Source organism: Pseudomonas sp. BE134 (genome assembly GCF_031456105.1).
GTDB lineage: Bacteria > Pseudomonadota > Gammaproteobacteria > Pseudomonadales > Pseudomonadaceae > Aquipseudomonas.
Genome location: NZ_JAVDUA010000029.1, coordinates 42,301 through 66,151, shown reverse-complemented (window position 1 = coordinate 66,151; position 23,851 = coordinate 42,301). Strand labels below are relative to the sequence as shown.

Here is a 23,851-nt window from a genome sequence, read left to right as displayed (position 1 = left end):
TTTACCCACAATGCCTGTGGAACTGCCTGTGGATAACCTGAGCGAAAGGGCCTACAGCCCATGCAGCGTATAGGCTACACAGCGATGGTTGTTTTTTAACCACATCTTGAGCACACAACAAATCCCCTGTGGGAGCGAGCCTGCTCGCGATTGCGGTGGGTCTGCTTGCATCAGTGTTGAATGTGCCACCGCTTTCGCGAGCAGGCTCGCTCCCACAAGGGATCAGGCTGGTAGAATGCCCCGCTTATCCCGCCAAACCGCAGCGCATTCCATGACCCAATCCTCCACCGCCCTCTCCCCTCACGTCGCCATCATCGGCGGCGGCCCTGCCGGCCTGATGGCGGCTGAAGTGTTAAGTCAGGCCGGGGTCAAGGTCGAACTGTACGACGGCATGCCTTCGGTGGGCCGCAAGTTCCTGCTGGCCGGGGTCGGCGGCATGAACATCACCCATTCCGAGGCCTACCCGGCGTTTCTTGCGCGCTACGCCGAACGCGCCCCGCAGATTGCACCGCTGCTGCGATCCTTTGGGGCTGAGGCGCTGTGCCAATGGATTCATGACCTGGGCATCGAAACCTTTGTCGGCAGCTCAGGCAGGGTGTTTCCAACCGATATGAAAGCCGCGCCCCTGCTGCGCGCCTGGCTCAAACGCCTGCGAGACGCCGGCGTAGTTATCCACACCCGCCACCGCTGGCTCGGCTGGGACGACAACGGTGGATTGCGAATCGACAGCCCAGAGGGAGAAAAAACCGTTAAGGCTGACGCCACCCTGCTCGCCCTCGGCGGCGGCAGTTGGTCGCGCCTGGGTTCGGATGGCGCATGGATGCTGCCGCTGGAGCAATGCGGCGTAGGCCTGGCGCCGTTGCAACCGAGCAATTGCGGTTTCGAGGTGAAGGCCTGGAGCGAATTAATGGTCAGTAAATTTGCCGGCGCACCGCTGAAAAACATCGCCATCGGCCTCAATGACGACGTGCCAAGGCTCGGTGAATGTGTGATCACGGCCACCGGGATTGAAGGCAGCCTGATCTATGCCCTGTCGGCACCAATCCGCGAAGCCATCAACCTCAACGGTTGCGCGACCATTCATCTGGACCTGCTGCCGGGCAAGCCTGTGGATAAAGTACAGACAGCGCTGAGCAAACCACGCGGTTCACGTTCGATGTCCAAACACCTGCACAGTCAGCTGGGCCTTGATGGGGTCAAAGCCGCGTTGCTGCGTGAACTGACGCCGGCCGACTGCTTCACCGACCCGGCGTTGCTGGCCAAAGCAATCAAGGCACTGCCACTGACGCTGGTTAAAACCCGCCCCCTGGACGAAGCCATCAGCAGCGCGGGTGGTGTGCTGTTCGAGTCGATGGATGAACGTTTGATGCTCAAGCCATTGCCTGGCGTGTTCTGTGCGGGAGAGATGCTGGACTGGGAAGCGCCGACGGGCGGCTATCTTTTGACCGCGTGCTTCGCCAGTGGGCGTGCGGCGGGGATGGGTGTGGTGGAGTGGCTGAAGCGCCAAGGCTGAAGACCGAGGCGCACCCATCGCGAGCAGGCTCGCTCCCACACTGGATCTGTATCGTTCACAAATCCCCTGTGGGAGCGAGCCTGCTCGCGATGGCGTCCTGACAGACGCCGCCGCTATTTAAGGCTTACGCTTACGCGGCCCAGTGTTGAACACCGGCACTTTGCGCACAGGCTTGATCGAAGGCTCCGGCGCCGAGGCGTCCCCGCTCTCAACCCACTTGCCCAGGTTACGCTTGCCGCCGCCACTGGAGGTCTTGGGCTTCTTCGGCTTTTTCGGCTTCTTGACCACCTGACCGCTGGCATCGGTATCCGGTACGCGGTGCTCAGGTTCGAAGTCGTGCTCCATTTGCCGAGGCAATGTCTGACGGGTCAACGTCTCGATGGCCGACAGCAGATTCACTTCATCGGCGCACACCAGCGAAATCGCCTGGCCGGTGTTACCCGCACGGCCGGTACGACCGATGCGGTGGATGTAGTCTTCGGCCACGATCGGCAGGTCAAAGTTGACCACCAACGGCAAGTCCTCGATGTCCAGACCACGGGCCGCGACGTCCGTAGCAACCAGGATCTGCACTTCGCTGGCCTTGAAACGGTCCAGCGCGCGCTGACGCGTGGCCTGAGGCTTGTCGCCGTGGATGCCGTCGGCATTGATGCCCAGGCCCTGGAGTTTTTCCACCAGCGCGTCGACACCGTTGCGGGTCTTGGCGAACACCAGCACTTGCTTCCACTTGCCTTTGCGCAGCAAGTGAACGAACAGTTCCGGCTTGCGCTTCTTGTCGACCGTCACAACCCACTGCTTAACCGTGTTGGCAGCCACGTTACGCGGGCTGACTTCGATGCTCAACGGATCGTTGAGCATCTGCCCGGCCAGGGTGCGGATCGCATCGGAGAACGTTGCGGAGAACAACAGCGTCTGACGTTTCTTCGGCAGTGCCTTGTAAATGTTACCCAGCTCCTCGGAAAAGCCCAGATCGAGCATGCGATCGGCTTCGTCCAGCACCAGGGTTTGCAGCTGATTGAACTTGAGCGCGTTCTGACGGAACAGGTCGAGCAAGCGGCCCGGCGTGGCCACCAGCAGGTCGACGCCTTTGCGCAGTTTCATCATTTGCGGGTTGATGCTGACGCCGCCGTATACCGCGTAAGTGCTCAGCGGCAGGTTCTCGGCGTACTGACGCACGGCTTCGTGAACCTGTTCCGCCAGCTCGCGGGTCGGCACCAGAATCAGTGCGCGTACCGAGTTGGCGGTGACTTTCGGCCCTTCCATGGCCAGCAATTGCAGGAGCGGCAGCGCGAAACCGGCGGTCTTGCCGGTGCCCGTCTGGGCGGCGGCCATCAGGTCGCGACCGGCCAGCACCGCCGGAATGGCTTGCGCCTGAACCGGCGTCGGGGTCTGGTAGCCGAGCGTCTCGAGAGAGCGCAGCAAGGGTTCGATCAGGCCAAGGGTGGCGAAAGTCATGGGATTACCGTAGGAAAATTCAGCGCGGGTTTTTCAAAACAAATGTGCAAAACAAGATGCAATGGCGCGCAGTTTACCCTAATTCACACGGGATTCTGTCGGCGCGACTACGGCCGGCTGCTCAGGCACCCGACGCCACTGCGGCAAACCGATCAGGACCACGGCGCTGATGATCACCAGCATCGCCAGCCCTTCTTCGATGCCGATGGTCTCGCCGACAAACACGATGCCCAACAACACCGCCACCGCCGGGTTGACGTAGGCATAGCTGGTCGCCGCCGCCGGACGCACGTTTTTCAACAGATACATATAAGCGTTGAACGCGATAATCGAGCCGAAGAACGTCAGATACGCCAGGGCCGCCCACCCTTCGATCGGTGGCAGGGCTTGCAGATGCTCGCCGCTCAATGCACTGCCGATCAACAGCACCACGCCACCGACCAGCATTTCCACCGCACTGGCCATCGCCCCCTCGGGCAACGGCAAGTGTTTGCTCCAGACCGAACCGAACGCCCAGGAAGCTGCTGCGAGCACCAGCAACGTCGCCCCCAGCGGGCTCGATTGCAGGTTCGAACCGAGATTCAACATGGCAATGCCGATCAGCCCGAGCACAATCCCGGCCCATTCGAGACGGGTATTACGCGCGCCCCAGAAATATCCGCACAACAAGGTAAACAACGGCACCGTCGCAATCGCCAAGGCTGCCACACCGGAGGCCACCCCCATGTGCTCGGCCACAGTGACTCCGCCGTTACCGCCAGCGAGCAGCAAGATCCCGATCATGCCGGCCGCTTTCCACTGTGCCCAGGTCGGAGCCGGCGCGCCGCGCCAGCGCAGGAAGGCATACATCAGCGTCCCGGCGACCACAAAACGGATTCCGGCGAGCAACAACGGCGGCCAGTACTCCACACCGATGCGGATCGCCAGATAGGTTGATCCCCAAATCACGTACAACGCGAAAAAAGCAGCGATCAACGGTAAGGGAAAACGACGTAAGCCAAGCATGAGCAGCTCGATGGCAGGACAATGTGAACAGCTATTCTAGAAAGGCCAACGGCGAAAAATAAGTTACAAAACCTGTTTATAGCGCCGGTACACTTTTCAAAACACGGAGTTCGGCGTTATAAACCGTGCTTTCGAAAGTCAGTCATTTTTCAGGTGTACGACGATGGATAAATACGACCGCATGCTCCTCGGCGCCCTGCTGAAAAACGGCCGTGCGTCTTACGCCGACCTGGCGCGCAAGGTCAACCTGTCCGCCCCGGCCGTGGCCGAGCGCGTGGCCAAACTGGAAGCCAGTGGCGTGATTACCGGTTACCAGGCGAAAGTCGACATGGCCAAGCTCGGTTTGCCGATCCAGTGCGTGATCGAACTGCGCCTGAACCAGCATGGCAATCAAAAGGCTTACGACGACTTGATCAAAATCCCGCAATTGACCGAGTGCCACCGGGTCACGGGCGATCCGTGCGTGATCATGCAAGCGGCGGTGGGTTCGATGCCGGAGCTGGAAGAATTGATTAACCGGATTGCCAAATTCGGGTTCAGCAAGACGTCGATTGTGCTTTCGAGCGCAATAGAGAAGCGCGTACCGTTGGGGCACATCGAAGGCAACGGCAAGACGATTTAAAGCTGCAGGAGATCAAATGTGGAAGCAACTGTCTTGATGACTTATTTTTGGGCTTATCGGAAGACAGCTGAACTCCCACAGCTCCAACCCATGCTTGTGTCGCAATTCCCGCGCCAGATGCGCGGTGAGGTTGGCGGCCATTTCAGCATCCTTCATGGCCGGTGAGATTGCCAACATCCCGTCCCCACAGGTGTCACCTAATTCCTGTGGGAGCGGGCTTGCCCGCGAAGCGATCTGTTAGACGCCGCTGTAATTTGCAGACAACAAACCCGGCATATCCCGCAGGCGCACCCAAGGTTCTTTGCGCCAATGCAGCAGCCGCAGCGTTCCGCCCGCCCATTCCATCGCCCGCATATGCGGTGCTTGATTCGAAATGGACCCCGTATCTTCCCGCAACATCGGCACCACGTCGTGTGTCAGCCAACGTCGTAAATGGCGGTTTTCCGGGCAGTATTGGTACACCAGCATCGCGTACACGCCCGACTCACTCAGCATCAAGGTCTCTTGTGAGTCATCACTTCCAGACAATCTCATCACTTGCCGCTGATCCGCATCAAGCTTGAGCGTTTGCCGACTGTTTAATTCCATCCCCATTAACCTACCGATATCACGGGCGCAGAACCAAGCCTCTCCGTGCAGCAAAAGTGCTCGCAGCTGGATGTGATGACGGATAAATGTTTGGGGTACGAATTGAGCTGCGAACGCAGACGCTCCCGCGACGGAGGACTGATCTGAATTTTCAGGGGGATTAGGGGTAACTTTGATCATGGCGAATCTCCTGTGAAAGTCGGAGCTGCCAGCATCACTTGCAGATGATGGGTGGCAGCTATGCGCGGGTCTGCAAGACCGAGTAGGAGACCACCCCGGCAGACCCGAAGGTCTCCCGCACACAGCTACCATAAATCGATGGTCGCTCATTGAAGCGACGCGATTATAGGTGCGCCGGTGGTCTCATAACAAACTGTCGGCGGGCTTGCAGACCCGGTCGCTGAATTGGCAGCGACGTCCCAGAGATTATCGATGCCGCAGGTACGGGGCAAGACGGACAAATTCCGAATATTTGGTAGGAGCAATCATCGAATTTGAGGCGTGGTTAAACACAAGAACAACGTCAGACACCGACCCTGTGGGAGCGAGCCTGCTCGCGAAGCGATTTACCATTCAACATTGATGTCGACTGATACACCGCTTTCGCGAGCAAGCCCACTCCTACAGGGGATTGGCGGTGGTTTTAGAACCCGCGATGGCGCTTGAGATGTTCATTGATCTTCGCCGCCGGCACTTTCTGCAAGCTGCACAGCAAATCATGGGACAACTCGCGCAACCCATGCTTGCTCCGCAGCTCTTGCGCCAGATGCGCCGTCAGGTTGGCGGCCATTTCGGCATCGGCCATGGCCCGGTGAGCCTTGCCGGTATCGGGCAGGTTGGCGAAGGTGGTGAGGGTGCCGAGTTTGTGATTCGGCGCAGCCGGCATTAGCCGACGGGCCAATAGCAGTGAGCATGCAAAGTTCTGCAACCGCGTGCGCTTGATCCGCCCCAGCTCAAAGTCCCAGAACTTCTGGTCGAACGCCGCGTTGTGCGCCAGCAGCGGCGTGATGCCGACAAACTCGTTGACCTCGTTCATCACTTGCTCGGCCGACGGCGCGGTGCGCAGCATGGCGTTGCTGATGCCGGTCAGTTGCTCGATGAAAGCCGGGACGCGCACGCCGGCATTCATCAGGCTTTGGTAACGCTCGACGATGCGCCCCTGTTCAAGAATCACCACGGCAATTTCCGTGGCCCGGCAGCTGCTGCTCGGGGAGATCCCGGTGGTTTCAAAGTCGATGACTGCTATGCGTTCCAAACCTGTTTCAACTCCGTAAAAATCAATTCTTGAGCAGCAACGCGCCTTCGATGGGCACGTAACGGCTGGCGGCGCGGATCAGCGAATTGGCGGTCAGGCCCGGCACGCCGTAGGCCACTGCTTGCACGCCATGTTTACTGATGATGCGCTCCAGCAGCATGTCAAAATCACCGTCGCCGGAGGCCAACACCACTTCGTCAACATGATCGGCGGCGTCCATGATGTCGAGGGTGATGCCCACATCCCAGTCGCCCTTGGCCGAACCGTCACTGCGCTGGATGTAGGGTTTGAGCTTCACGGTGAAGCCGAGATTGCGCAGGATCTGCTGAAACTGCTGCTGTTTGCTGTCACCACGATCGATCGCGTAGGCATAGGCCTCGACGATCTCGCCCTGCTTGCTGATATCGGCCCACAACGCGGCGTAGTTGAAATGGCAACCATAGGCCTGACGCACGGTGTAATAGAGGTTTTGAACATCGGCGAACACTGCGATTTTTTTCACCGCGGACTTCCTCTTGGCGCACAAGCGCGCAGGCGAGATCAGGCACCGGGCCCGAAAAGTTGCCCAGTATGCCAGCCCGAAGGATTGTTCCGCGAATAATCGGCCCGGGGCACGGTTGCGCCCCGGACGAATGGCGTGTCAGACGAAGGAATCGTCGTCGCCGAAGAATGAGTCGTCATCGCTGTAATCAGTGTCGGTAAAGCCGCCCTGATTGCTGGAGTTATCAGCCATGCGCTGGTCGTCGCCCCTGCCATTGCCGCTATCGCTCTGATCGCTGACCTGAGCCGGCTCTTCCTTGATCACTTCAGCCACTTCCGGCTGCTGGTTTTGATGGAACAGGCTGCTGATACCTTGTGCCAGCATCACGCCACCCGCCACACCAGCCGCGGTCTTCAGCGCACCTCCGAGAAAACTGTTGCCCCCCGCCGGAGCCTGCTGTTGCGGAATGTAATTTTGTTGAGGCGGTGCTGCGCCGAAGTTTTGCTGTGGCGATTGCGAGTTGAACGACGGACGTGCCGGTTCTCGCCAGCCGCCTGTGGACGGCACTGCACTTTGGGTCGGAGCTGGCTGTGGATCGCGGGCACTGCCCCCGAAGATGCTCGACAAAAAGCCACCACCGCTCGGCGCCGGTGCCGCTGTCTGAGCCTTGGCCGCTTGCAGTTCGGCCTGCAATTGCTGGACCTGCCGGGTTAGTTGTTTGTTCTGTTCGTCGAGACTCTTGAGGGCGACTTCTTGAACCAGGATCGCCTGGGTCATGAAATAGCCGGCCGCAGGCTGGCGAGTCAGGTGTTCCTTGATCCGCGCCTCAGCATGGGCGTCGAGCAGGGCTGAATCCGTTTCGGCTTGTTGCAGCCGGGAAAACAGTCCATCGATCAGGGTTTGTTCTTCGCTGTTCATGGCGACCTCGTAGATTGCCGGGGAAATCGTCGCCCTTCTCCACTGCGGAAAAGGTGCTCATCGGTAATGGAGGCGAGTGCAGGATGTTTCAATGAGCTTTACCGAACGTTTACGTTTGCGCCCAAAAGGGTTTCATCGGTTAAAGTGGGCCACTGCTTCCAACCTGCGATACCGACTGATGAATCCGTTAGATGTACTGCGTGACTCCCTGTATTTCTTCAAGCGCAATCTGCGCCAGATCGTGCAGCTGTGCCTGCCGCTGGTGATCTTCGAATCGCTGCTGCAACAAGTGGTCGACCACTCCACCGAGCCGGACAGTTTTCCCGGCGTCAGTGTGATCGTCGGCTTGCTGGTTTATCCGCTATACACCGCCGCCCTGATTCTGTTTCTCGACGCCCGCAGCCGTGGCGAATCGCCGGGCAATCGCGCGTTGCTGTCCAGAGCCGCTTACCTGTGGCCGCGCTTCGCCCTGCTGACCGCCCTGAATACCCTGCTGATCCTGCTCGGCCTGTCGCTGTATTTCCTGCCCGGTATCTATCTGATGGTGACCCTGGCGTTCGGCGAATACCTGCTGGTGCTGCGAGGCCTGGCTCCGTTGGCGGCGATGAAGGAAAGCCTGCGCCTGACCCGTGGACATTTCATGCGCATCCTGGTGTGCATTTTGTGCGTGATGGGGCCGTTGTGGCTGCTCAAGGGCGCAACGCTGGCGGTCTACCCCGAGCCGCAGAACCCGGTGATCTCGCTACTGATCGACAGTGCCCACAGCTTCCTGCAACTGTTCACCAGCGTGGTGCTGTTTCGCCTGTTCATGCTGATCAGCGAGGTCCCTGAAAAAATCGATGGGCCACTCTGACCTTGGGTGACCACCCGTCACTCGGTTATGCTCAGGGTCAATTTCCGTAACGCTATAAGCCGAGCCATGACCCGACTGCTGCGCTACACCTTGCTGGGATTGTTGATCGTGATCGGCCTGACCGGCCTGATGATTTACAACTGGACCTGGCGCCCCGAAGCCCGGGAAGTGCTGCCGGTCAGTTGCACTACCCCGGCGCCACCCCTGGTTCCCGGCCAGGCACTGAAGGTGATGACCTGGAACGTCCAGTACCTGGCGGGCAAGCGCTACGTGTTCTGGAATGACCTGGCTTCCGGCACCGACGACTCCCCCACCCCCGAAGACATGGCCTTCAGCCTCGATGAAGTGGCGCGGGTGATTCGCGACGAGCAACCGGACGTTGTGCTGTTGCAGGAGCTCGACGACGGCGCCAAGGCCAGTGATTACCAGAACCAGCTCAAACTGCTGCAGGAACGGGTCGCCGACCTGTACCCATGCAGCGCCCACGCCTTCGACTGGAAGGCTGACTTCATCCCGGATCCGCACATCTTCGGCAGCGTTGGCCGGCAACTGGCAACCCTCAGCCGCTTCAAGATCGAACAAGCCCAGCGCCTGCAATTGCCGCTCGCGACCGCCAACCTGATCAGCCGTCAGTTCCAAGCGAAAAATGCCTTGCTGGTGACCTACCTGCCGTTGAGCGACGGCGGCCAGATTGCCGTGTTCAACACCCACCTGGATCGCGTAACCCAACCTGACGAGACCCTGCAAGCGCAAGTCTCGGCCGTGGCCAGGGAGCTCGACAATCTCGAAAGCCGCGGCACGCCGTGGCTGCTCGGCGGCGATTTCAATCTGTTGCCGCTGGGGCAATACCAACGCCTGCCCAGCGAGCAACGCACACCCTACTCCACCGACAGCGCCTTGCATGTGTTGTGGGACAAATACCCGATGATCCCGACCAACAACGAAGCCGGCGGAATCGACCGCGCGCGCTGGCTGACCCACTACCCGAATGATCCTGGCCTGAACGGCCCGGACCGGACCGTCGACTATCTGTTCTACAGCCCACGCATCAAACGGGTCGAGGCGCAGGTCAGGCAGGACGATACCTTGCGCATCTCCGATCACCTTCCCGTCATTGCGCGGTTCCTGTTGCCGGCCAACTGACAATGTAAAAACAGGTGGGAGCAGGCTTGCTCCCACAGGGTTCTTCGCAATTATTGAGGGACTATTTACGCGGTTTGATCCGCGCAGTCGCTTCAGCTACCAATGGATCATCCGGCCAGTAATGTTTCGGGTAACGGCCCTTCAAATCTTTCTTGACCTCGGCGTAGGTGCTGCGCCAGAAGTTCGCCAGATCCTGAGTCACCTGCACCGGCCGCCGCGCCGGAGACAGCAGATGCAGCTTCACCACTTGCCGCCCACCAGCAATGCGCGGGGTCTCGGCCAGGCCAAACAATTCCTGCAAGCGCACCGCGAGAATGGGCGGCTGCTCGCTGTAATCCAGACGAATCGATGAACCTGACGGCACGCTCAAATGATGCGGTGCCAGCTCATCGAGCCGTTGGGGCAGCGGCCACGGCAGCAGGTTGTGGACGATGCTCGACAGGTCGAGATTGGCGAAATGACTGAGCCGCGAGACTTTGCCCAGATACGGCATCAGCCACTGTTCGAGGCTTTTGAGCAGCGCGGCGTCGCTGACATCCGGCCACTCGCTTTCGCCCTTGCCGGCCATATCCAACTGACGCAACAAGGCAACCCGCGCCTGCCACTGACGCAGCTCCGGGGTCCACGGCAACAACTCCAGGCCTTTGCGCCGCACCAGATTGACCAGTGCCTGACTGCGCGCGGTTTCGTCGAGGCCGGTCAGTGGTTCGCGGCTGATTATCAACTCGCCAACCTTGCGCTGACGCTCGGCGCGCAACACGCCTTCGCGCTCATCCCAATCCAGTTGATCGACGCAACGCACCTGCTCGGCCAACACTGAATCGAACAGCTCCGGATCGAATTCCGCCGCCAGATAAATCCGTTCCTCGCGCTGGCCCTGACGACTGCTAAGGTCGGCAATCACCAGCCACGCCTGTTTCATCAGGCTGTCAGCCTCGGCGAACAACGCCGCGCGCCCGTTGGCCAAGCGATATTCCGCACCACCTGCACGGCGTTGCTGGGCAACGCGGTCGGGATAGGCCAGCGCCAGCAGCGCGCCGAGCCAGCGCGGATGATCGGGGTCGCTGACCGGCTCCGAGGCTTTTGCGCGCAGATAACCGCGATACTGCCGTGCCAGTTGCCGGGCCCGTTGCACACCGCCCTGAGCACCCCGCGCGGCGCGTTCTTCGCCGGACAGCAGCACCAGGCGGCTGTGTAAATCGGCGCCGGCACCGCGCAAAATATCCCGCTCACCGAGCAACGCCGCGACATCGCAGGCCATGTCAGCCAAACCGAGTGCCTGGCCGCGCAACAACAAATGCGCGATGCGCGGATGTGCCGGCAGTTCGGCCATGGCCTGGCCATGGCGGGTCAGCGCTTCGCCCTCCAATGCACCCAGCCGATCCAGCAAGTCCTGCGCTTGTGCATAAGCGGCGGCGGGAGGTACATCCAGCCAGACCAACTGACCCGGCGTCACGCCCCAACGCCCGAGTTGCAACGCCAGGCCCGCAAGGTCGGCCGAGAGAATTTCCGCACTGCCATAGGCCGCCAGTTGCTCGTGCTGATCCTGCGACCACAAGCGATAACACACGCCCGGTTCCAGGCGCCCTGCCCGCCCCGCACGCTGGGTAGCGCTGGCCTTGGAGATACGCTGGGTGTCGAGACGGGTCATGCCGCTGCCGGGGTCGAAACGCGGCACCCGCGCCAGCCCGGCATCAATCACCACGCGCACGCCGTCGATGGTCAGGCTGGTCTCTGCGATGTTGGTCGCCATCACCACTTTGCGCTTGCCCGCCGGTGCCGGATCAATCGCCGCGCGTTGGGCATTGAGGTCCAGTTCACCGTGCAACGGACAGAGCAGCACCTGCGGGCTATCGCCCAGCGCATCGGCCAGTTGTTGATGCACGCGACGGATTTCCGCTTGTCCCGGCAGGAATACCAATACGCTGCCGGTTTCGTCGTTCAACGCCTCAAGGATGGTCTGTACCAGCCGAGGCTCGATGAATTCACCGGCCTGAAACGGCCGCCCCCAGCGCATTGCCACCGGGTACATCCGGCCTTCACTGCGTAGAATCGGGGCATCGTCGAGCAACCCGGCCAGGCGTTCGCCTTCCAGGGTCGCCGACATCAAAAGAATTTTCAGTGGCTGATCGTCGCGAAACAGCTCCCGGCCATTCAGGCTCAGGGCCAACGCCAGATCGGCGTCGAGGCTGCGCTCGTGGAATTCGTCGAAGATCAGCAGACCAACGCCTTCCAGTGCCGGGTCATCCTGCAAACGGCGCGTGAGAATGCCTTCGGTAACCACTTCAATACGTGTGTTGGGCCCGACCTTGCTGTCCAGCCGAATCCGATAGCCGACGGTTTCACCGACCTTCTCGCCCAATTCACTGGCTAGACGCTCCGCCGCCGCCCGTGCTGCCAACCGGCGCGGTTCAAGCATCAGAATGGTCTGCCCGGCCAGCCAGGTCTCGTTGAGCAAGGCCAAAGGTACGCGGGTGGTTTTACCGGCGCCAGGCGGTGCTTCGAGCACGGCTTCGTGGCGTGTCGCCAAGGCTTCACGCAGGGCGGGTAAAACTTCATCAATCGGCAAAGAAATCATGCTGGCTCCCAAACAGAGCGGCGAGTATAACGACGAACTGCCGGGCGTTCGTCAGGGTCCTAATTCATATCGACGCCTTTTCGTTTTGAAATTACCCAGGAGATTTCATATGCGTGTTCCCTTTCGCCTGATTGGCGGTGTATTGGTCGCCACCCTGCTGACCCAGGTTACGGCTTGCGGCTCGATTTTCTACCCCGACCGCCGAGGGCAGATCGACGGCAAGATCGACCCGGTCGTTGCGGCACTGGATGCCGTGGGCCTGCTGTTCTACATCATCCCCGGCCTGATCGCTTTTGCGGTCGACTTCGCCACCGGCGCGATTTATCTGGAGCCAGGCAAGACCGCTCAGGTAGCCCCGGAAAAACTCAAGGAAGCAATCGGCGCCGACGGCAAGGTCGATAACCACAAGTTGCAGACTATTCTCGAAACGGAACTGGGCCGCAGCTTCCCGCTGGACGACCCACGTCTGATTCAACACAAGGGCAGCGCCCAGCAACTGGCGATGTTCGGCCTGCAACCCGCCGCGTAAACCAAAAGGAACAGCCGCACTTATGATTTCCAGCTCCGAACACGCCCGCCTGCTGCGGCTGGCGACCCGTGCCTCGGTGGCAGTGGCGTGTACGCTGATTGTCGCCAAAGGTATTGCGTGGTGGTTGAGCGGTTCGGTGAGCATGCTCGCCGGGTTGACCGACTCGGCGCTCGACGGCATCGCGTCACTGCTCAACCTGCTGGCAGTGCAATACGCCTTGCGCCCGGCCGATGACGATCACCGTTACGGGCATGGCAAGGCCGAGTCGCTGGCGGGCATGGCCCAGGCGTTGTTCATTGGTGGCAGTGCGATGTTGATTGCCTGGCAGGCGTTTGAACGGCTACAACATCCGGAACCGGTGGGTGCGCCGTGGATCAGCATCGGCGTGATTGTGATGTCCTTGGCGCTGACGCTGGCGTTGCTGGTTTTGCAACATCGCGTCGTCAAGGCAACGGGCTCCAACGCGGTGCGCGCCGACTCGTTGCACTACCGCTCGGACATGCTGCTCAATGGCAGCATTCTGGTGGCGCTGGTGCTGGCCGGGTTTGGCTGGCATCGGGTCGACCCCTGGTTCGGCCTGGGGATTGCCGCGTACATTCTCTGGAGCGCGATCCAGATCGCCCGGGAAAGTTTTACGGTGTTGATGGATGAGGAACTGCCGCCGGACGTCAGTCAGCACATGCTTGAATTGGCGTGCAGCGTGCCAGGGGTTTTGGGTGCGCATGATCTGCGCACGCGAGTTTCCGGCAGCCAGTGGTTCGTGCAATTGCACCTGGAACTGCCGGGGGATTTGACCTTGTCAGTCGCCCATGGCATCAGCGATCAGGCCGCCGATGCGATTCACGCCGCCTACCCGCGAGCCGAAGTGCTGGTGCACGCCGATCCTATGAAAGCAGCTTCGAGCTACAAGCCTTAAGCTTGAAGCTTGAAGCTTGAAGCTTGAAGCTTATATCTGCTACTGAACCTGATAACCGCGACTGCTCAGGCAGTTGCCCTGGGCCTGGCGATAGGTTTGAACCACCGACGGGTCCGGTTGATAGGTTGCGGTTCGCGGGTCGAAACCACTCTGCTGCACCGCGTATTGATAGCACTCGTAACCATCCTGATTGACCTGCTCTGCCGACTGCCCATTGGCTGGATACGCCTCTACGTCATATCCGTTGCTGGCGACTTGCGGCTGCTGTTGCGGTTGAAAGGTGCCAACCGGTGGCTCGACCACGACGTAATCCCGGGTGCTCTCCTCATAGGCGTAATACGAGCCCGCCGCCAGGAACAGCACCGACCCGCCGATCAACACCTGCTCCGCGTACTCCGGCAAATAGCTGACGCGAATCCCGCGTGGTGGTTCAACCACCACATAGCGTGGGCCCAGCGGGCGATACCAGTAACCACCGGAGTAGAAATAATCCAGGCCACGGTAAGGCACGCGGTACTCACGATCCGGGAAGCGGTCGATCACGTGTCCGGGGCGATATTGCGGGCCGGGTCCCCAACCATTACCGTGGCCACTCGGGCGCCCCTGCCATTGATGGTCATTGGTTGGCGCACCGATATAGCCGTTCCAGTGCGGGTTGTTGTCATTGCGTCGCGGCACGTCCTGATAGTAACCACGCTGCGGCGGCTGGGTCTGGCGCACGGTGTCGGGCCGGGGCTGGATCGGCAGGTCATTGGCCGGCAGTTGTGGCGGGGGCGGCGGCGATCGAACCGGATTGTTGAAGTCGGGCTGCGGCCGGCTCTGCCACTGGCCATTGTTCTGATTCTGGCCGTTGTGCTCGAAATGGCGGTTGTGTTCGCCACGATTGACGTCGTTGTTCTGCGGATACGGCGGATTATTGCCACCATCGGGCCCACGGTTTTGTTGATCATCGGCCAGCGATTGCGCAGTGAAACTGACACACAACAAACCAACACCGGCCAAACGCCAGATGCGCGACTTCATGCTCTTCCTCACTGCGGGTTGGAGCCTGTACGTAAGACTGGAAAAGCACAGGCCGGTTCTGCAACAGGTTATCAGTCGCGAAACTTATTTATTGAGGGCGGAACATAACTGGCGGGAAAAAGAAAAGGGAGACCCGTCGGCCTCCCTTTGAGAACTTCGTCCGTGCTCGACGCTTTTGACGTCGGCTCACCTCACGCCGTCTTGTGGACAGTGTGCAGCTCGGGGGCCGCCACATCCCCGGTGGGGGTGGCGGCCGCGGCTGGCCTGATTGGGCGAGCCGCTGTGGACTGTTTGTCCGAGCAGTGATTCTGGTGATAAGAATAGGCCTGAGACGCCGGCAGAGGATTGCGAAGATTGCTCAATTAAACACCACTTGCGCAATTTTTAACCCTGGATAGATAATCTGCCGCAATAGTTACGACAAGGGACTGATTGATGAGCAAACTCGACCGATACGACTTGAGCATTTTGGCGGAATTGCAGCGTGATTCGCGCATCTCCAACCAGGAACTGGCCGAACGCATCGGCCTGTCGCCTTCGCCATGCTCGCGCCGGGTCAAGCAACTGGAGGACGATGGCTACATATCCCGCCAGGTCGCCCTGCTGGACCGCAAGATGCTCGGTCTGAGCCTGACGGCTTACGTGCTGATCGGCATGGACCGGCACACGCCGGAACGATTCGAGAACTTCGAAGCGGCGATTCGGACTTTGCCGCAAGTGCTGGAATGCAGCCTGGTAACGGGGATGGATGCCGACTATCAGTTGAAGGTGGTGGTACCGGACATGGATCACTACCAGAAACTGCTGCTGGGGCACCTGACCCGGATTGAAGGGGTGACCAGCGTGCGGTCGAGTTTTGTGTTGAACCAGGTGCTCAACAGTACCGAGTTGCCGCTGACTCATCTGCGCAGCTGAGGACGCCATCGCGGGCAAGCCCGCTCCCACAAGGTTTTGTGTCAGACGCAAAACCTGTGGGCTTGCCCGTGAAGAGACCGGCACAGGCGACGAATGACTGCGACACACCGACGCAGGTCAATGCTCCGCCAATTCTCAGTGGCGTATACTCCAGCGCCTTTTAGTCTCGCCTACGCTGGAGATGTTCGATGGATCCTGCAGTATTTGAAGAGTGGATGATGACTGGCCTTGTCAGCATCCTGATCATTTTCATGGGTTTCATCGTCTGGGATCTGGCGAAGAAGTCCAAGGCCGGGCGCTTTGGCTCGCTCATTCTGTTCTTTGTCCTGGGCCTGGGCGTGGCCGCGTTCATCATCAAGAGCGTAGTGATCGGCCTGATCGAGTCCGGCACGTTATAAACGCGCCGGCACTTCTTTCCACTGACCCTGATCGAGCCCATCGATCGTCCAGTCACCGATTCTGACCCGCACCAGCCGCAACGTCGGCAAGCCGACCGCCGCCGTCATGCGCCGCACCTGACGGTTTCGCCCTTCGCGAATCACCAGCTCCAGCCAGCTCGTCGGCACGCTTTTGCGAAAGCGCACGGGCGGGTTGCGGGGCCACAGTTCCGGCTCTTCAAGCTGGCGCGCCTCGGCCGGCAAGGTCATCCCGTCGTTCAGTTCGACACCCTCGCGCAACCGCTGCAATTGCTCGGCACTCGGCTCACCTTCCACTTGCACCCAATAGGTCTTGGCCAGTTTGTGTTTCGGGTCGGCAATCCGCGCCTGGAGCTGACCATCGTTGGTCAACAGCAGCAAACCTTCGCTGTCACGGTCCAGCCGTCCTGCCGGGTAAATCCCCGGGATGTCGATGTAATCCTTGAGCGTCGCGCGCCCTTCGCCGTCACTGAATTGGGTCAGCACGTCGAACGGTTTATTGAAAAGGATCAGCTTCGGCTCGGCCGGCGGCGCTTTGGCGACACGGCGCGGGGCTGAGGAGGATGGCGCAGGCTTCGCGCCAGGGCGGCGAGAAACGGGACGTTGTGGACGGGACATGGGGAAAGAAACATCTAACGGTCAGGGCTGCTAATGCTAGTGCCCTGACCGCTAAATAACCATGTCTGTCAGCGAAATGGTGGCTCGTCGAAGCTGCGCAGTTTGCGCGAGTGCAGCGAGTTGAGTTCGGTGCGCAAAAGGTCCACCGCCTCGATGCCGATCTTCAAGTGCTGGCTGACCGCACGCTCATAGAAGGCGTTGGCCGATCCCGGCAGTTTGATTTCACTGTGCAACGGTTTGTCCGAGACACACAGCAATGTGCCGTAGGGCACACGCAAACGATAGCCTTGGGCGGCGATGGTGCCGCTTTCCATGTCCACCGCTACAGCGCGAGACAGGTTGATCAACGGACGTTCCTGGGCCCAACGCAATTCCCAGTTGCGGTCGTCGTAAGTCAGCACGGTGCCGGTGCGCAGGCGTTTTTTCAGCTCATCGCCCTTTTCGCCGGTGATGTTGGCCGCCGCTTGTTGCAACGCCATCTGCACTTCAGCCAGGGCCGGAATCGGAATGTTCGGTGGCACGACCCGGTCGAGAATCCCGTCGCGGCGCATGTAAGCGTGCGCCAGTACGTAGTCGCCAATAGTCTGCGACTGACGCAAGCCGCCGCAGTGACCGATCATCAGCCAGCAATGCGGACGCAGCACGGCCAAGTGGTCGGTGATGTTCTTGGCGTTGGACGGGCCGACGCCAATATTCACCAGGGTCACGCCGTGGCCATCGCTGGCGATCAGGTGATAGGCCGGCATCTGGTAACGGTGCCAGACCACGCCCGCCGCAATCGCCGATGCTTCGCCGTGATCCATGCTCTTTTCGATGATCACGTTGCCTGGCAAGACCATGCGCACAAAACGCGGGTCGCTGCGCAATTGCTCCAGACCATGGACGATGAACTGGTCAACGTAGCGGTGGTAGTTGGTCAGCAGAATCCATGGCTGCACATGACGCCAGTCGCTGCCGGTGTAATGCACCAGTCGGCGCAGGGAGAAATCCACCCGTGCAGCGTCGAACAGTGCCAGTGGCAGCGGGTCGGTGTTTTCCCAATCGTACAAGCCATCGGCTATGCCATCCGTCGCGGCGGACAAATCGGTACTCGGGAATACTCGTGCCAGCACGGCAGCGGTCACACCGGAGCCGGCCAGTTCATCGCCCTGCTCGACCACATACGGATAAGGAATGTTTTGCTGACTGATGCCGACTTCGACGGTCACGGTGAAGTCGTGCATCAACGGCACGAGTTGTTCCAGCAGGTATTTACGGAAAGCGGCCGGATGGGTGACGGTGACACTGTAGGTCCCCGGCAGTTGAACCTTGGCGTAGGCGCGCGTGGTCTGCGGGACTTCGCCCTGGCAGTGATAGGTCAGGCGCAGTTCGGGATAACGAAACATCGCACGCTGCTCGGCGTCCGGCTCGACACGATCCTTGAGGTAACGCTTGAGCGCCTGATTCAGCGCGGTGGTTGCACGATTGTGCAAGTGCGCAAGCTGGTCCACGGCTTGCTCGGCGGTTTGAACGACAATAAAAGCTTCGGTCACGATCAGCATCCTGTGTTCTGACTTGCAGACCTTCATCTTGCCTGCATCGTCGCTTCACGGGAACAGTGGCGGCTACACAAATGCCAAGTCCAGCGCGGATCCAATGTGGGAGCGAGCCTGCTCGCTCCCACAGGGATCCGGAGTCGCTCACATAAGTGGAGTCGACCGGGTGACAATCGCTTCCACATCCAGCCCACGCGGCAACGCGCCATACACCCGCCCCGCTGATCCCAGTCGACTGGTGATAAACGCATCACTGACCGCCGCATTCCCCGCCTCCAGCAATAGCTTCGCCTGAAGCCCCAACGCAATGTCTTCGGTCAACTGCCGCGCGCGGTACTGAATGTCGCTGGTGTCCTTGAACGCCGCCTGCAACTGGCTGATATGGGCGGCCAGGCGTTTGTCACCATGGCCATCGCCCAACTCGCTGAATAGCACGTCGAGTACTCCTGGCTCTTTCGACAGCGCCCGCAGCACATCCAGGCACTGCACGTTGCCGGAACCTTCCCACGTCGAATTGACCGGCGCCTCACGGTACAGGCGCGGCAGGATGCTTTCTTCGACGTACCCGGCGCCGCCCATGCATTCGGCGGCTTCGTTGATCATCGCGGGGGCGCGTTTGCAGATCCAGTATTTGCCCACGGCCGTCACCAGTCGGGCGAATTTCGCTTCCTGGCTGTCGTCCAGATGATCCAGCGCCTTGCCCATGCGCAGGCTCAAGGCCAGGGCGGCTTCGCTTTCCAGCGCCAGATCGGCGAGCACGTTTTGCATCAACGGCTGTGCGCTGAGCAACTTGCCGCCGACGCCGCGGTGAGCGCAGTGATGACTGGCCTGGGTCAGGGCCTGGCGCATCAATGCACTGGAGCCGACCATGCAATCGAAGCGGGTCATGGCGACCATTTCGATGATGGTTGGCACGCCCCGCCCTTCTTCGCCAACCATCCACGCCAGCGCACCACGAAATTCCACTTCGCTGGAGGCGTTGGAACAATTACCCAGTTTGTTTTTCAGGCGCTGGATGTAGAACTGATTGCGCGTGTCATCGGGGCGATGGCGCGGCAGCAGGAAACAGGTCAACCCCTTGTCAGTCTGCGCCAGGGTCAGAAAGGCATCGCACATCGGTGCCGAGCAGAACCACTTGTGGCCGACCAGTTCATAGGCCTGTCCCGGACCGCTGGCGCCGACCGGATACGCCTTGGTGGTGTTGGCACGCACGTCGGTGCCGCCCTGCTTCTCGGTCATGGCCATGCCGATGGTCACACCGGCCTTGTGCGCCATGCCGACGTTACGCGGGTCGTATTCGGTAGAAAGGATTTTCGGCAGCCATTGCTCGGCCAGATCCGGTTGCAGGCGCATCGCCGGAACGCTGGCGAACGTCATGGTCAATGGGCAACCGCTGCCGGCTTCGGCCTGGCTATGCAGATAACTCATGGACGCGCGGGCCACATGCGCGCCCGACTGCGGATGCGCCCAAGGCAACGAAGTCAGCCCGTGCTCGACCGCTGTGCTCATCAATTTGTGATAGGCCGGGTGGAACTCCACCAGATCAATGCGATGACCATAACGGTCATGGCTAACGAATACCGGTTTGTTCTGGTTGGCCAGAAACCCGGCTTCCATCAAGGGCCCGCCCGCCAGTGCGCCGTACGCGTCGATCCGCGACTCGGCCCAACCAGCCCCGAACCGCCGCGACCATTCCTGCAATGGCAAGTCGATGCGATACAGGTTGGTGCCGTCCAGCGACGGAGGCTGGTTGGTGACTTCGTGGGTTTCGGCGAACTGATGCAGGTTCATGACGAGGGCTCCTTTGGGTCAGCCAAGGAAGTCAGTTAAGCACTGCCCCGAGGTTGAACAAAGTGGCATATCCGCCGAACTGTCGGCGCTTTCGCCCTACCCTGGGCACAACACCCGACGATAGAGCGCGGCCTGCAAATCTTCGAATTTCACCGGTTTGTTCAGGTAATCAATCAAGTCACCGGTCGGGCAGCGTTCACGATCCACACTCAGAGCCACCACGAACACCGGCAAGTCGGCGCAACCTGGCAAGGCGCGGATCTGGCAGCACAGGGAGAGGCCGTCTTGAGGCGGCAACTGACCATCGACCAGCACCGCATCAAAGGTTTCACGCTGCAACTGATCGACCGCGCTCAAGCCGTTGTCGGCGGAACGCGCCCGGAACCCGAGCTTGAGCAACATGCCGCGCATCACTAACTGGTTGACGCTGTTGTCATCCACCAACAACACGCTGCAATCCTGCGGTAAGCGCAAACGCCCAAAATCGCCGCTCATCAACGGTACAGGCGGTCGCTCTACCACCGGCAAATCAAAGTCGACATCTAGCTGGAAGCGGCTGCCGCTGCCCGGCTCGGAGCGGTGCGTCAAGCGCCCACCGAGCAGTTCGACGAGTTGCCGACAAATCGCCAGCCCCACGCCCAGACCGCCGTATTCGCGAGTCATTGAACCGTCGAGCTGGAAGAAGCGCTGATACATCGTCGCCTCCCCCAGATCGGTGAAGCCGATACCCGTGTCGATCACCGCAAACGACAAAGACAACCGACCGTTTTCCACCGGCTTGCCCGTCACCCGTAGCGCCAAGCCGCCGACTCGGGTGAACTTGATCGCGTTATCCAACAGGCATTCCAGGCATTGCGTCAGTTTGGTGCTGTCACCGTGCAAGCGATCCGGCAGTCCCGAGGCTACGTCGACTTTGAAGTCCAGCGACTTGCTCGATGCGTTGACCTCGAACTGCGCGCGCAAGGCATCGACCACGCCCCGCAAGCTGAACGCTGCAGGGGAAACCTTGAGCGTGCCAGCCTGCAATTCGGTCAGGGTCAGGATGCCGTTGACCATGCGCATCATGTCCCGCGCGGAACCGGCGGCGGTTTGCTGGTATTGCTCCAGCTCAGGATCCATCTCGACGGTCTGCATCAACTCCAGCGAACCGATCACACCGTTCATCGGGGTGCGCAATTCGTGGGTCAGGGTGGCGAGGAATTCATCTTTGAGCTTGTTACCGTGAGCCAGTTGCTGGTTCAGCACTTCGAGTTTTTGACCCGCATCAAACAGCGTTTGCGCTTGCTGCTCGCGCATGGCGTTGATTCGGTCAGCCAGGGCCAGCGACAACAACGCCACTTCGATCGCTGAGCCGATCTGGCTCGAATACATGGTCAGGAACACGTTCGGCAGGTAACCCAGCACCATCAGCGTATTGACGACGCCACCGAGCAAAAACGCCGACCAGGCAATGATGAAATACCGCGCCACACGCAAGCCACGCAACCAGGCACACAACCCGGCGGCGAAAATCACCACCGTGAAGGTCAAGGCCAGGGCAGTGGCCAGTCGCAAGGCCAGGGCGTAACTGGCCATCAATGACAGCCCGATCACCATTGCGCTGAATGCAATCAATGCCAGCAGCATACGATCGAGCCAGCGCCCGTAAGAACCTGTCTGCAAGAAGCTACGGGCGAACTGGCTGCCAAACAGCCCGGCGCAACCGATGAAGAATGGTGTGGCGGCGTTGGCCCACCACGGATTGTCAGGCCAGAAATATTCCACAGCCGCGCCGTTGACCGACAGCTGATACAACCCGAACGAGGCGATATAGAAAATGTAATAGAGGTAGCTGGTGTCACGCACGCTGAGGTAGATGAACAGGTTGTAAACCAGCATCCCCAACAACACACCATAGATCAGCCCCAACACATAAAGCCGGACTGGCTGTTCTTCGAGAAAAGCGGTGCTTGACCACAAGGTGACCGGCGCCTGGATCGAGCCTTCACTTTGCAGGCGCAGATACACCGTTTGTACCTGGTCAGGCGTGAATTTCAAATCGAACAAGTAGTTGTTCTGGCGGATCTCGCGCGTGGAAAACGGCAATGCATCGCCGGTCTGCCGCACCAATTGATAGCTGCCGGCAGCATCGGGCAAAAACAGATCAAGGTGATCAAGGGGCGGATAGGCCAGTTCGAGCAGCCAGGTGCGTTGTGCTTGCGGGTTGGTCGGGCGGTAGAGCAGGTCGATTTTCAGCCAGAACACCGAACGCGAATAACCGGCGTTGAGCGTCGCTTTGTCGTGGGTCTTGAAGTTACCGGCCGCGGCTTGCGCACGGACATCGGCGATGGTCGCCTGACCACCCGCGTCTTCGTACACTTGCAGGCTTCGGCCCAAAGGCAGGCTTTGAGTGAACTCGTCGAACTCGACGGCGCTCGCCATGAGGGGCAAGCAAAGCAGCAATATCAGCAAATAGCGCATTTAAGCCCCAGCGTGGCCTGTCCGGTTATCTCAGGAAGCCCCTCATTCCTTTTGAGTAGACGTAAAACCGGCATTACCTGTTATTGGTTTGGATCCACTCTAGCATAGCCGTTGATGGCCAATGAACACCATTGAAAGATTTACACAAAAGGCTCTAGGACAGGCGTTACAGCAACATAAATAGTGAAAAGCCAGCTTGTTTGATCAAGTTATAAACAATGCATCGGCCGTTTTGCACATTCCTGTAGCAGCTGGCGAAGCCTGCGTTCGGCTGCGTAGCAGTCGTAAAACCTGAATGCGCGATCTGTCTGAGTTACCGCGTTGTCTGAACTTGCGGCTGCTTCGCAACCGAACGCAGGCTTCGCCAGCTGCTACAAGTCCGTCTCATGACTCGCTGGTCGACTGGTGATAAGCTCGCGCACCATGAATATCTACAGCTCTCGCCCCGTTGTCCTCTGTCTCTCCGGCCACGACCCAAGTGGTGGCGCCGGCTTGCAGGCAGATATCGAAGCCCTGCTCGCTCAGGGTTGTCATGCGGCCCCGACCGTTACCGCCCTGACCGTGCAAGACACGGTCAACGTCACTGACTTTCGCGTCCTCGATCGTGAGTGGGTGTTGGCCCAGGCCAATGCCGTACTCAACGACTCCGAAGTCGCCGCGGTCAAACTGGGCATGCTCGGTTCCCTGGAGATGGTCGACACGGTAGTCGAACTGCTCTCGGCGCACCCGCACCTGCCAGTGGTCTGCGATCCGGTGCTACGTGCCGGTGGTGGTGGACGACTGGGCAAGGATGAAGTCGGCTATGCCATGCGCGAACGCCTGCTGCCACTGTCCATCATTGCCACCCCTAACTTGCCTGAAGCGCGCATCCTCGCCGAACTGCCCGAAGGCACCGCTGACGAGTGCGCCGAAAAACTGCTGCCATTCGTCAAACACCTGCTGATCACCGGTGGCCATGGCGACGAACACGAAATCCACAATCGCCTGTACAGCCGCGACGGCCTCCGCGAAACCTTTACCTGCCAGCGCTTGCCCGGCAGTTATCACGGTTCGGGTTGCACACTGGCCAGCGCCCTGGCCGGTCGTCTGGCCCAGGGTGAAAACCTCGCCAGTGCCGTGCAGACCGCGCTTAACTACACATGGCGAACCCTGCGTGACGCGGAGCAATTGGGCAAAGGCCAGTTCGTGCCGCGCCGTCTGCCGCTGGATTTCTGTTCGTAACTTCTAATTAGTCATG

21 protein-coding genes are annotated in these 23,851 nt (G+C 60.0%); 9 read left to right on the top strand and 12 right to left on the bottom strand.

Features of this window, described 5'->3' with window-relative positions:
• Positions 1–271 precede the first annotated feature (271 nt).
• Positions 272–1,513: a TIGR03862 family flavoprotein gene (locus J2Y56_RS22225; RefSeq protein WP_310352761.1), complete on the top strand. Its 1,242-nt coding sequence runs from the start codon at positions 272–274 to the stop codon at positions 1,511–1,513.
• A 117-nt stretch (positions 1,514–1,630) separates the two neighbouring features.
• Here the strand turns inward: J2Y56_RS22225 and J2Y56_RS22220 are convergent, their stop codons facing one another.
• A complete protein-coding gene (locus tag J2Y56_RS22220) occupies positions 1,631–2,968 on the bottom strand; it encodes a DEAD/DEAH box helicase (RefSeq protein ID WP_007946624.1) in 1,338 nt (445 codons plus the stop codon).
• 78 nt (positions 2,969–3,046) lie between these two features.
• Positions 3,047–3,973: a drug/metabolite exporter YedA gene (gene yedA / locus J2Y56_RS22215; RefSeq protein ID WP_310352757.1), complete on the bottom strand. Its 927-nt coding sequence runs from the start codon at positions 3,971–3,973 to the stop codon at positions 3,047–3,049.
• Positions 3,974–4,136: 163 nt separating this feature from the next.
• Between yedA and J2Y56_RS22210 the strand changes: the two genes are divergently transcribed.
• Entirely contained in the window at positions 4,137–4,595 is a 459-nt protein-coding gene (locus J2Y56_RS22210) for an Lrp/AsnC family transcriptional regulator (protein ID WP_310352755.1), read from the top strand.
• Between the two features lie 237 nt (positions 4,596–4,832).
• Here the strand turns inward: J2Y56_RS22210 and J2Y56_RS22200 are convergent, their stop codons facing one another.
• The 4 genes from J2Y56_RS22200 to J2Y56_RS22185 form a co-directional block, all read right to left on the bottom strand.
• The gene (locus J2Y56_RS22200) at positions 4,833–5,363 is read right to left on the bottom strand and encodes a Bro-N domain-containing protein (RefSeq protein WP_310352753.1); all 531 of its coding nucleotides are present in this window, start codon (positions 5,361–5,363) and stop codon (positions 4,833–4,835) included.
• A gap of 463 nt (positions 5,364–5,826) precedes the next feature.
• A complete protein-coding gene (locus J2Y56_RS22195; RefSeq protein ID WP_007946628.1) occupies positions 5,827–6,438 on the bottom strand; it encodes a PolC-type DNA polymerase III in 612 nt (203 codons plus the stop codon).
• 22 nt (positions 6,439–6,460) lie between these two features.
• On the bottom strand, positions 6,461–6,940 hold the full coding sequence (locus tag J2Y56_RS22190) for an NYN domain-containing protein (protein WP_007946629.1): 480 nt from the start codon (positions 6,938–6,940) through the stop codon (positions 6,461–6,463).
• 138 nt (positions 6,941–7,078) lie between these two features.
• The gene (locus J2Y56_RS22185; RefSeq protein ID WP_310352750.1) at positions 7,079–7,837 is read right to left on the bottom strand and encodes a DUF2076 domain-containing protein; all 759 of its coding nucleotides are present in this window, start codon (positions 7,835–7,837) and stop codon (positions 7,079–7,081) included.
• Positions 7,838–8,015: 178 nt separating this feature from the next.
• On the opposite strand from J2Y56_RS22185, the gene J2Y56_RS22180 reads away from it, so the two are divergent.
• Both J2Y56_RS22180 and J2Y56_RS22175 read left to right on the top strand, forming a co-directional pair.
• Positions 8,016–8,690 (top strand): YciC family protein, encoded by a 675-nt coding sequence (locus J2Y56_RS22180; RefSeq protein ID WP_033049356.1) that lies wholly within the window; start codon positions 8,016–8,018, stop codon positions 8,688–8,690.
• A 66-nt stretch (positions 8,691–8,756) separates the two neighbouring features.
• Entirely contained in the window at positions 8,757–9,833 is a 1,077-nt protein-coding gene (locus tag J2Y56_RS22175; RefSeq protein WP_310352746.1) for an endonuclease/exonuclease/phosphatase family protein, read from the top strand.
• Positions 9,834–9,894: 61 nt separating this feature from the next.
• Here the strand turns inward: J2Y56_RS22175 and hrpB are convergent, their stop codons facing one another.
• Positions 9,895–12,411, bottom strand: coding sequence for an ATP-dependent helicase HrpB (gene hrpB / locus J2Y56_RS22170; RefSeq protein ID WP_310352745.1), 2,517 nt, complete (start codon positions 12,409–12,411; stop codon positions 9,895–9,897).
• 109 nt (positions 12,412–12,520) lie between these two features.
• On the opposite strand from hrpB, the gene J2Y56_RS22165 reads away from it, so the two are divergent.
• A complete protein-coding gene (locus J2Y56_RS22165; RefSeq protein WP_007946635.1) occupies positions 12,521–12,940 on the top strand; it encodes a hypothetical protein in 420 nt (139 codons plus the stop codon).
• Between the two features lie 22 nt (positions 12,941–12,962).
• Complete coding sequence (locus J2Y56_RS22160) at positions 12,963–13,856, top strand: cation diffusion facilitator family transporter (RefSeq protein ID WP_310352742.1); 894 nt, start codon at positions 12,963–12,965, stop codon at positions 13,854–13,856.
• A gap of 39 nt (positions 13,857–13,895) precedes the next feature.
• On the opposite strand, the gene J2Y56_RS22155 is transcribed toward J2Y56_RS22160, so the two are convergent.
• A complete protein-coding gene (locus J2Y56_RS22155) occupies positions 13,896–14,879 on the bottom strand; it encodes a DUF6515 family protein (protein WP_310337062.1) in 984 nt (327 codons plus the stop codon).
• A 435-nt stretch (positions 14,880–15,314) separates the two neighbouring features.
• On the opposite strand from J2Y56_RS22155, the gene J2Y56_RS22150 reads away from it, so the two are divergent.
• Both J2Y56_RS22150 and J2Y56_RS22145 read left to right on the top strand, forming a co-directional pair.
• Complete coding sequence (locus J2Y56_RS22150; protein ID WP_310352737.1) at positions 15,315–15,794, top strand: Lrp/AsnC family transcriptional regulator; 480 nt, start codon at positions 15,315–15,317, stop codon at positions 15,792–15,794.
• A gap of 188 nt (positions 15,795–15,982) precedes the next feature.
• Entirely contained in the window at positions 15,983–16,192 is a 210-nt protein-coding gene (locus tag J2Y56_RS22145) for a DUF2788 domain-containing protein (RefSeq protein WP_007946638.1), read from the top strand.
• Here the strand turns inward: J2Y56_RS22145 and J2Y56_RS22140 are convergent.
• The 4 genes from J2Y56_RS22140 to J2Y56_RS22125 all read right to left on the bottom strand — a co-directional run bounded on the left by J2Y56_RS22140 (position 16,187) and on the right by J2Y56_RS22125 (position 22,614).
• Complete coding sequence (locus tag J2Y56_RS22140; protein ID WP_007946639.1) at positions 16,187–16,828, bottom strand: pseudouridine synthase; 642 nt, start codon at positions 16,826–16,828, stop codon at positions 16,187–16,189. The genes J2Y56_RS22145 and J2Y56_RS22140 overlap by 6 nt on opposite strands.
• Positions 16,829–16,896: 68 nt before the next feature.
• Positions 16,897–18,396, bottom strand: a complete 1,500-nt coding sequence (gene amn, locus J2Y56_RS22135) for an AMP nucleosidase (protein WP_177323432.1) — start codon at positions 18,394–18,396, stop codon at positions 16,897–16,899.
• A 111-nt stretch (positions 18,397–18,507) separates the two neighbouring features.
• The gene (locus tag J2Y56_RS22130) at positions 18,508–20,154 is read right to left on the bottom strand and encodes an acyl-CoA dehydrogenase family protein (protein ID WP_310352732.1); all 1,647 of its coding nucleotides are present in this window, start codon (positions 20,152–20,154) and stop codon (positions 18,508–18,510) included.
• Between the two features lie 96 nt (positions 20,155–20,250).
• A complete protein-coding gene (locus J2Y56_RS22125; RefSeq protein ID WP_310352730.1) occupies positions 20,251–22,614 on the bottom strand; it encodes a 7TM diverse intracellular signaling domain-containing protein in 2,364 nt (787 codons plus the stop codon).
• A 423-nt stretch (positions 22,615–23,037) separates the two neighbouring features.
• On the opposite strand from J2Y56_RS22125, the gene J2Y56_RS22120 reads away from it, so the two are divergent.
• Complete coding sequence (locus J2Y56_RS22120) at positions 23,038–23,835, top strand: hydroxymethylpyrimidine/phosphomethylpyrimidine kinase (protein ID WP_007946643.1); 798 nt, start codon at positions 23,038–23,040, stop codon at positions 23,833–23,835.
• Positions 23,836–23,851: the final 16 nt, after the last annotated feature.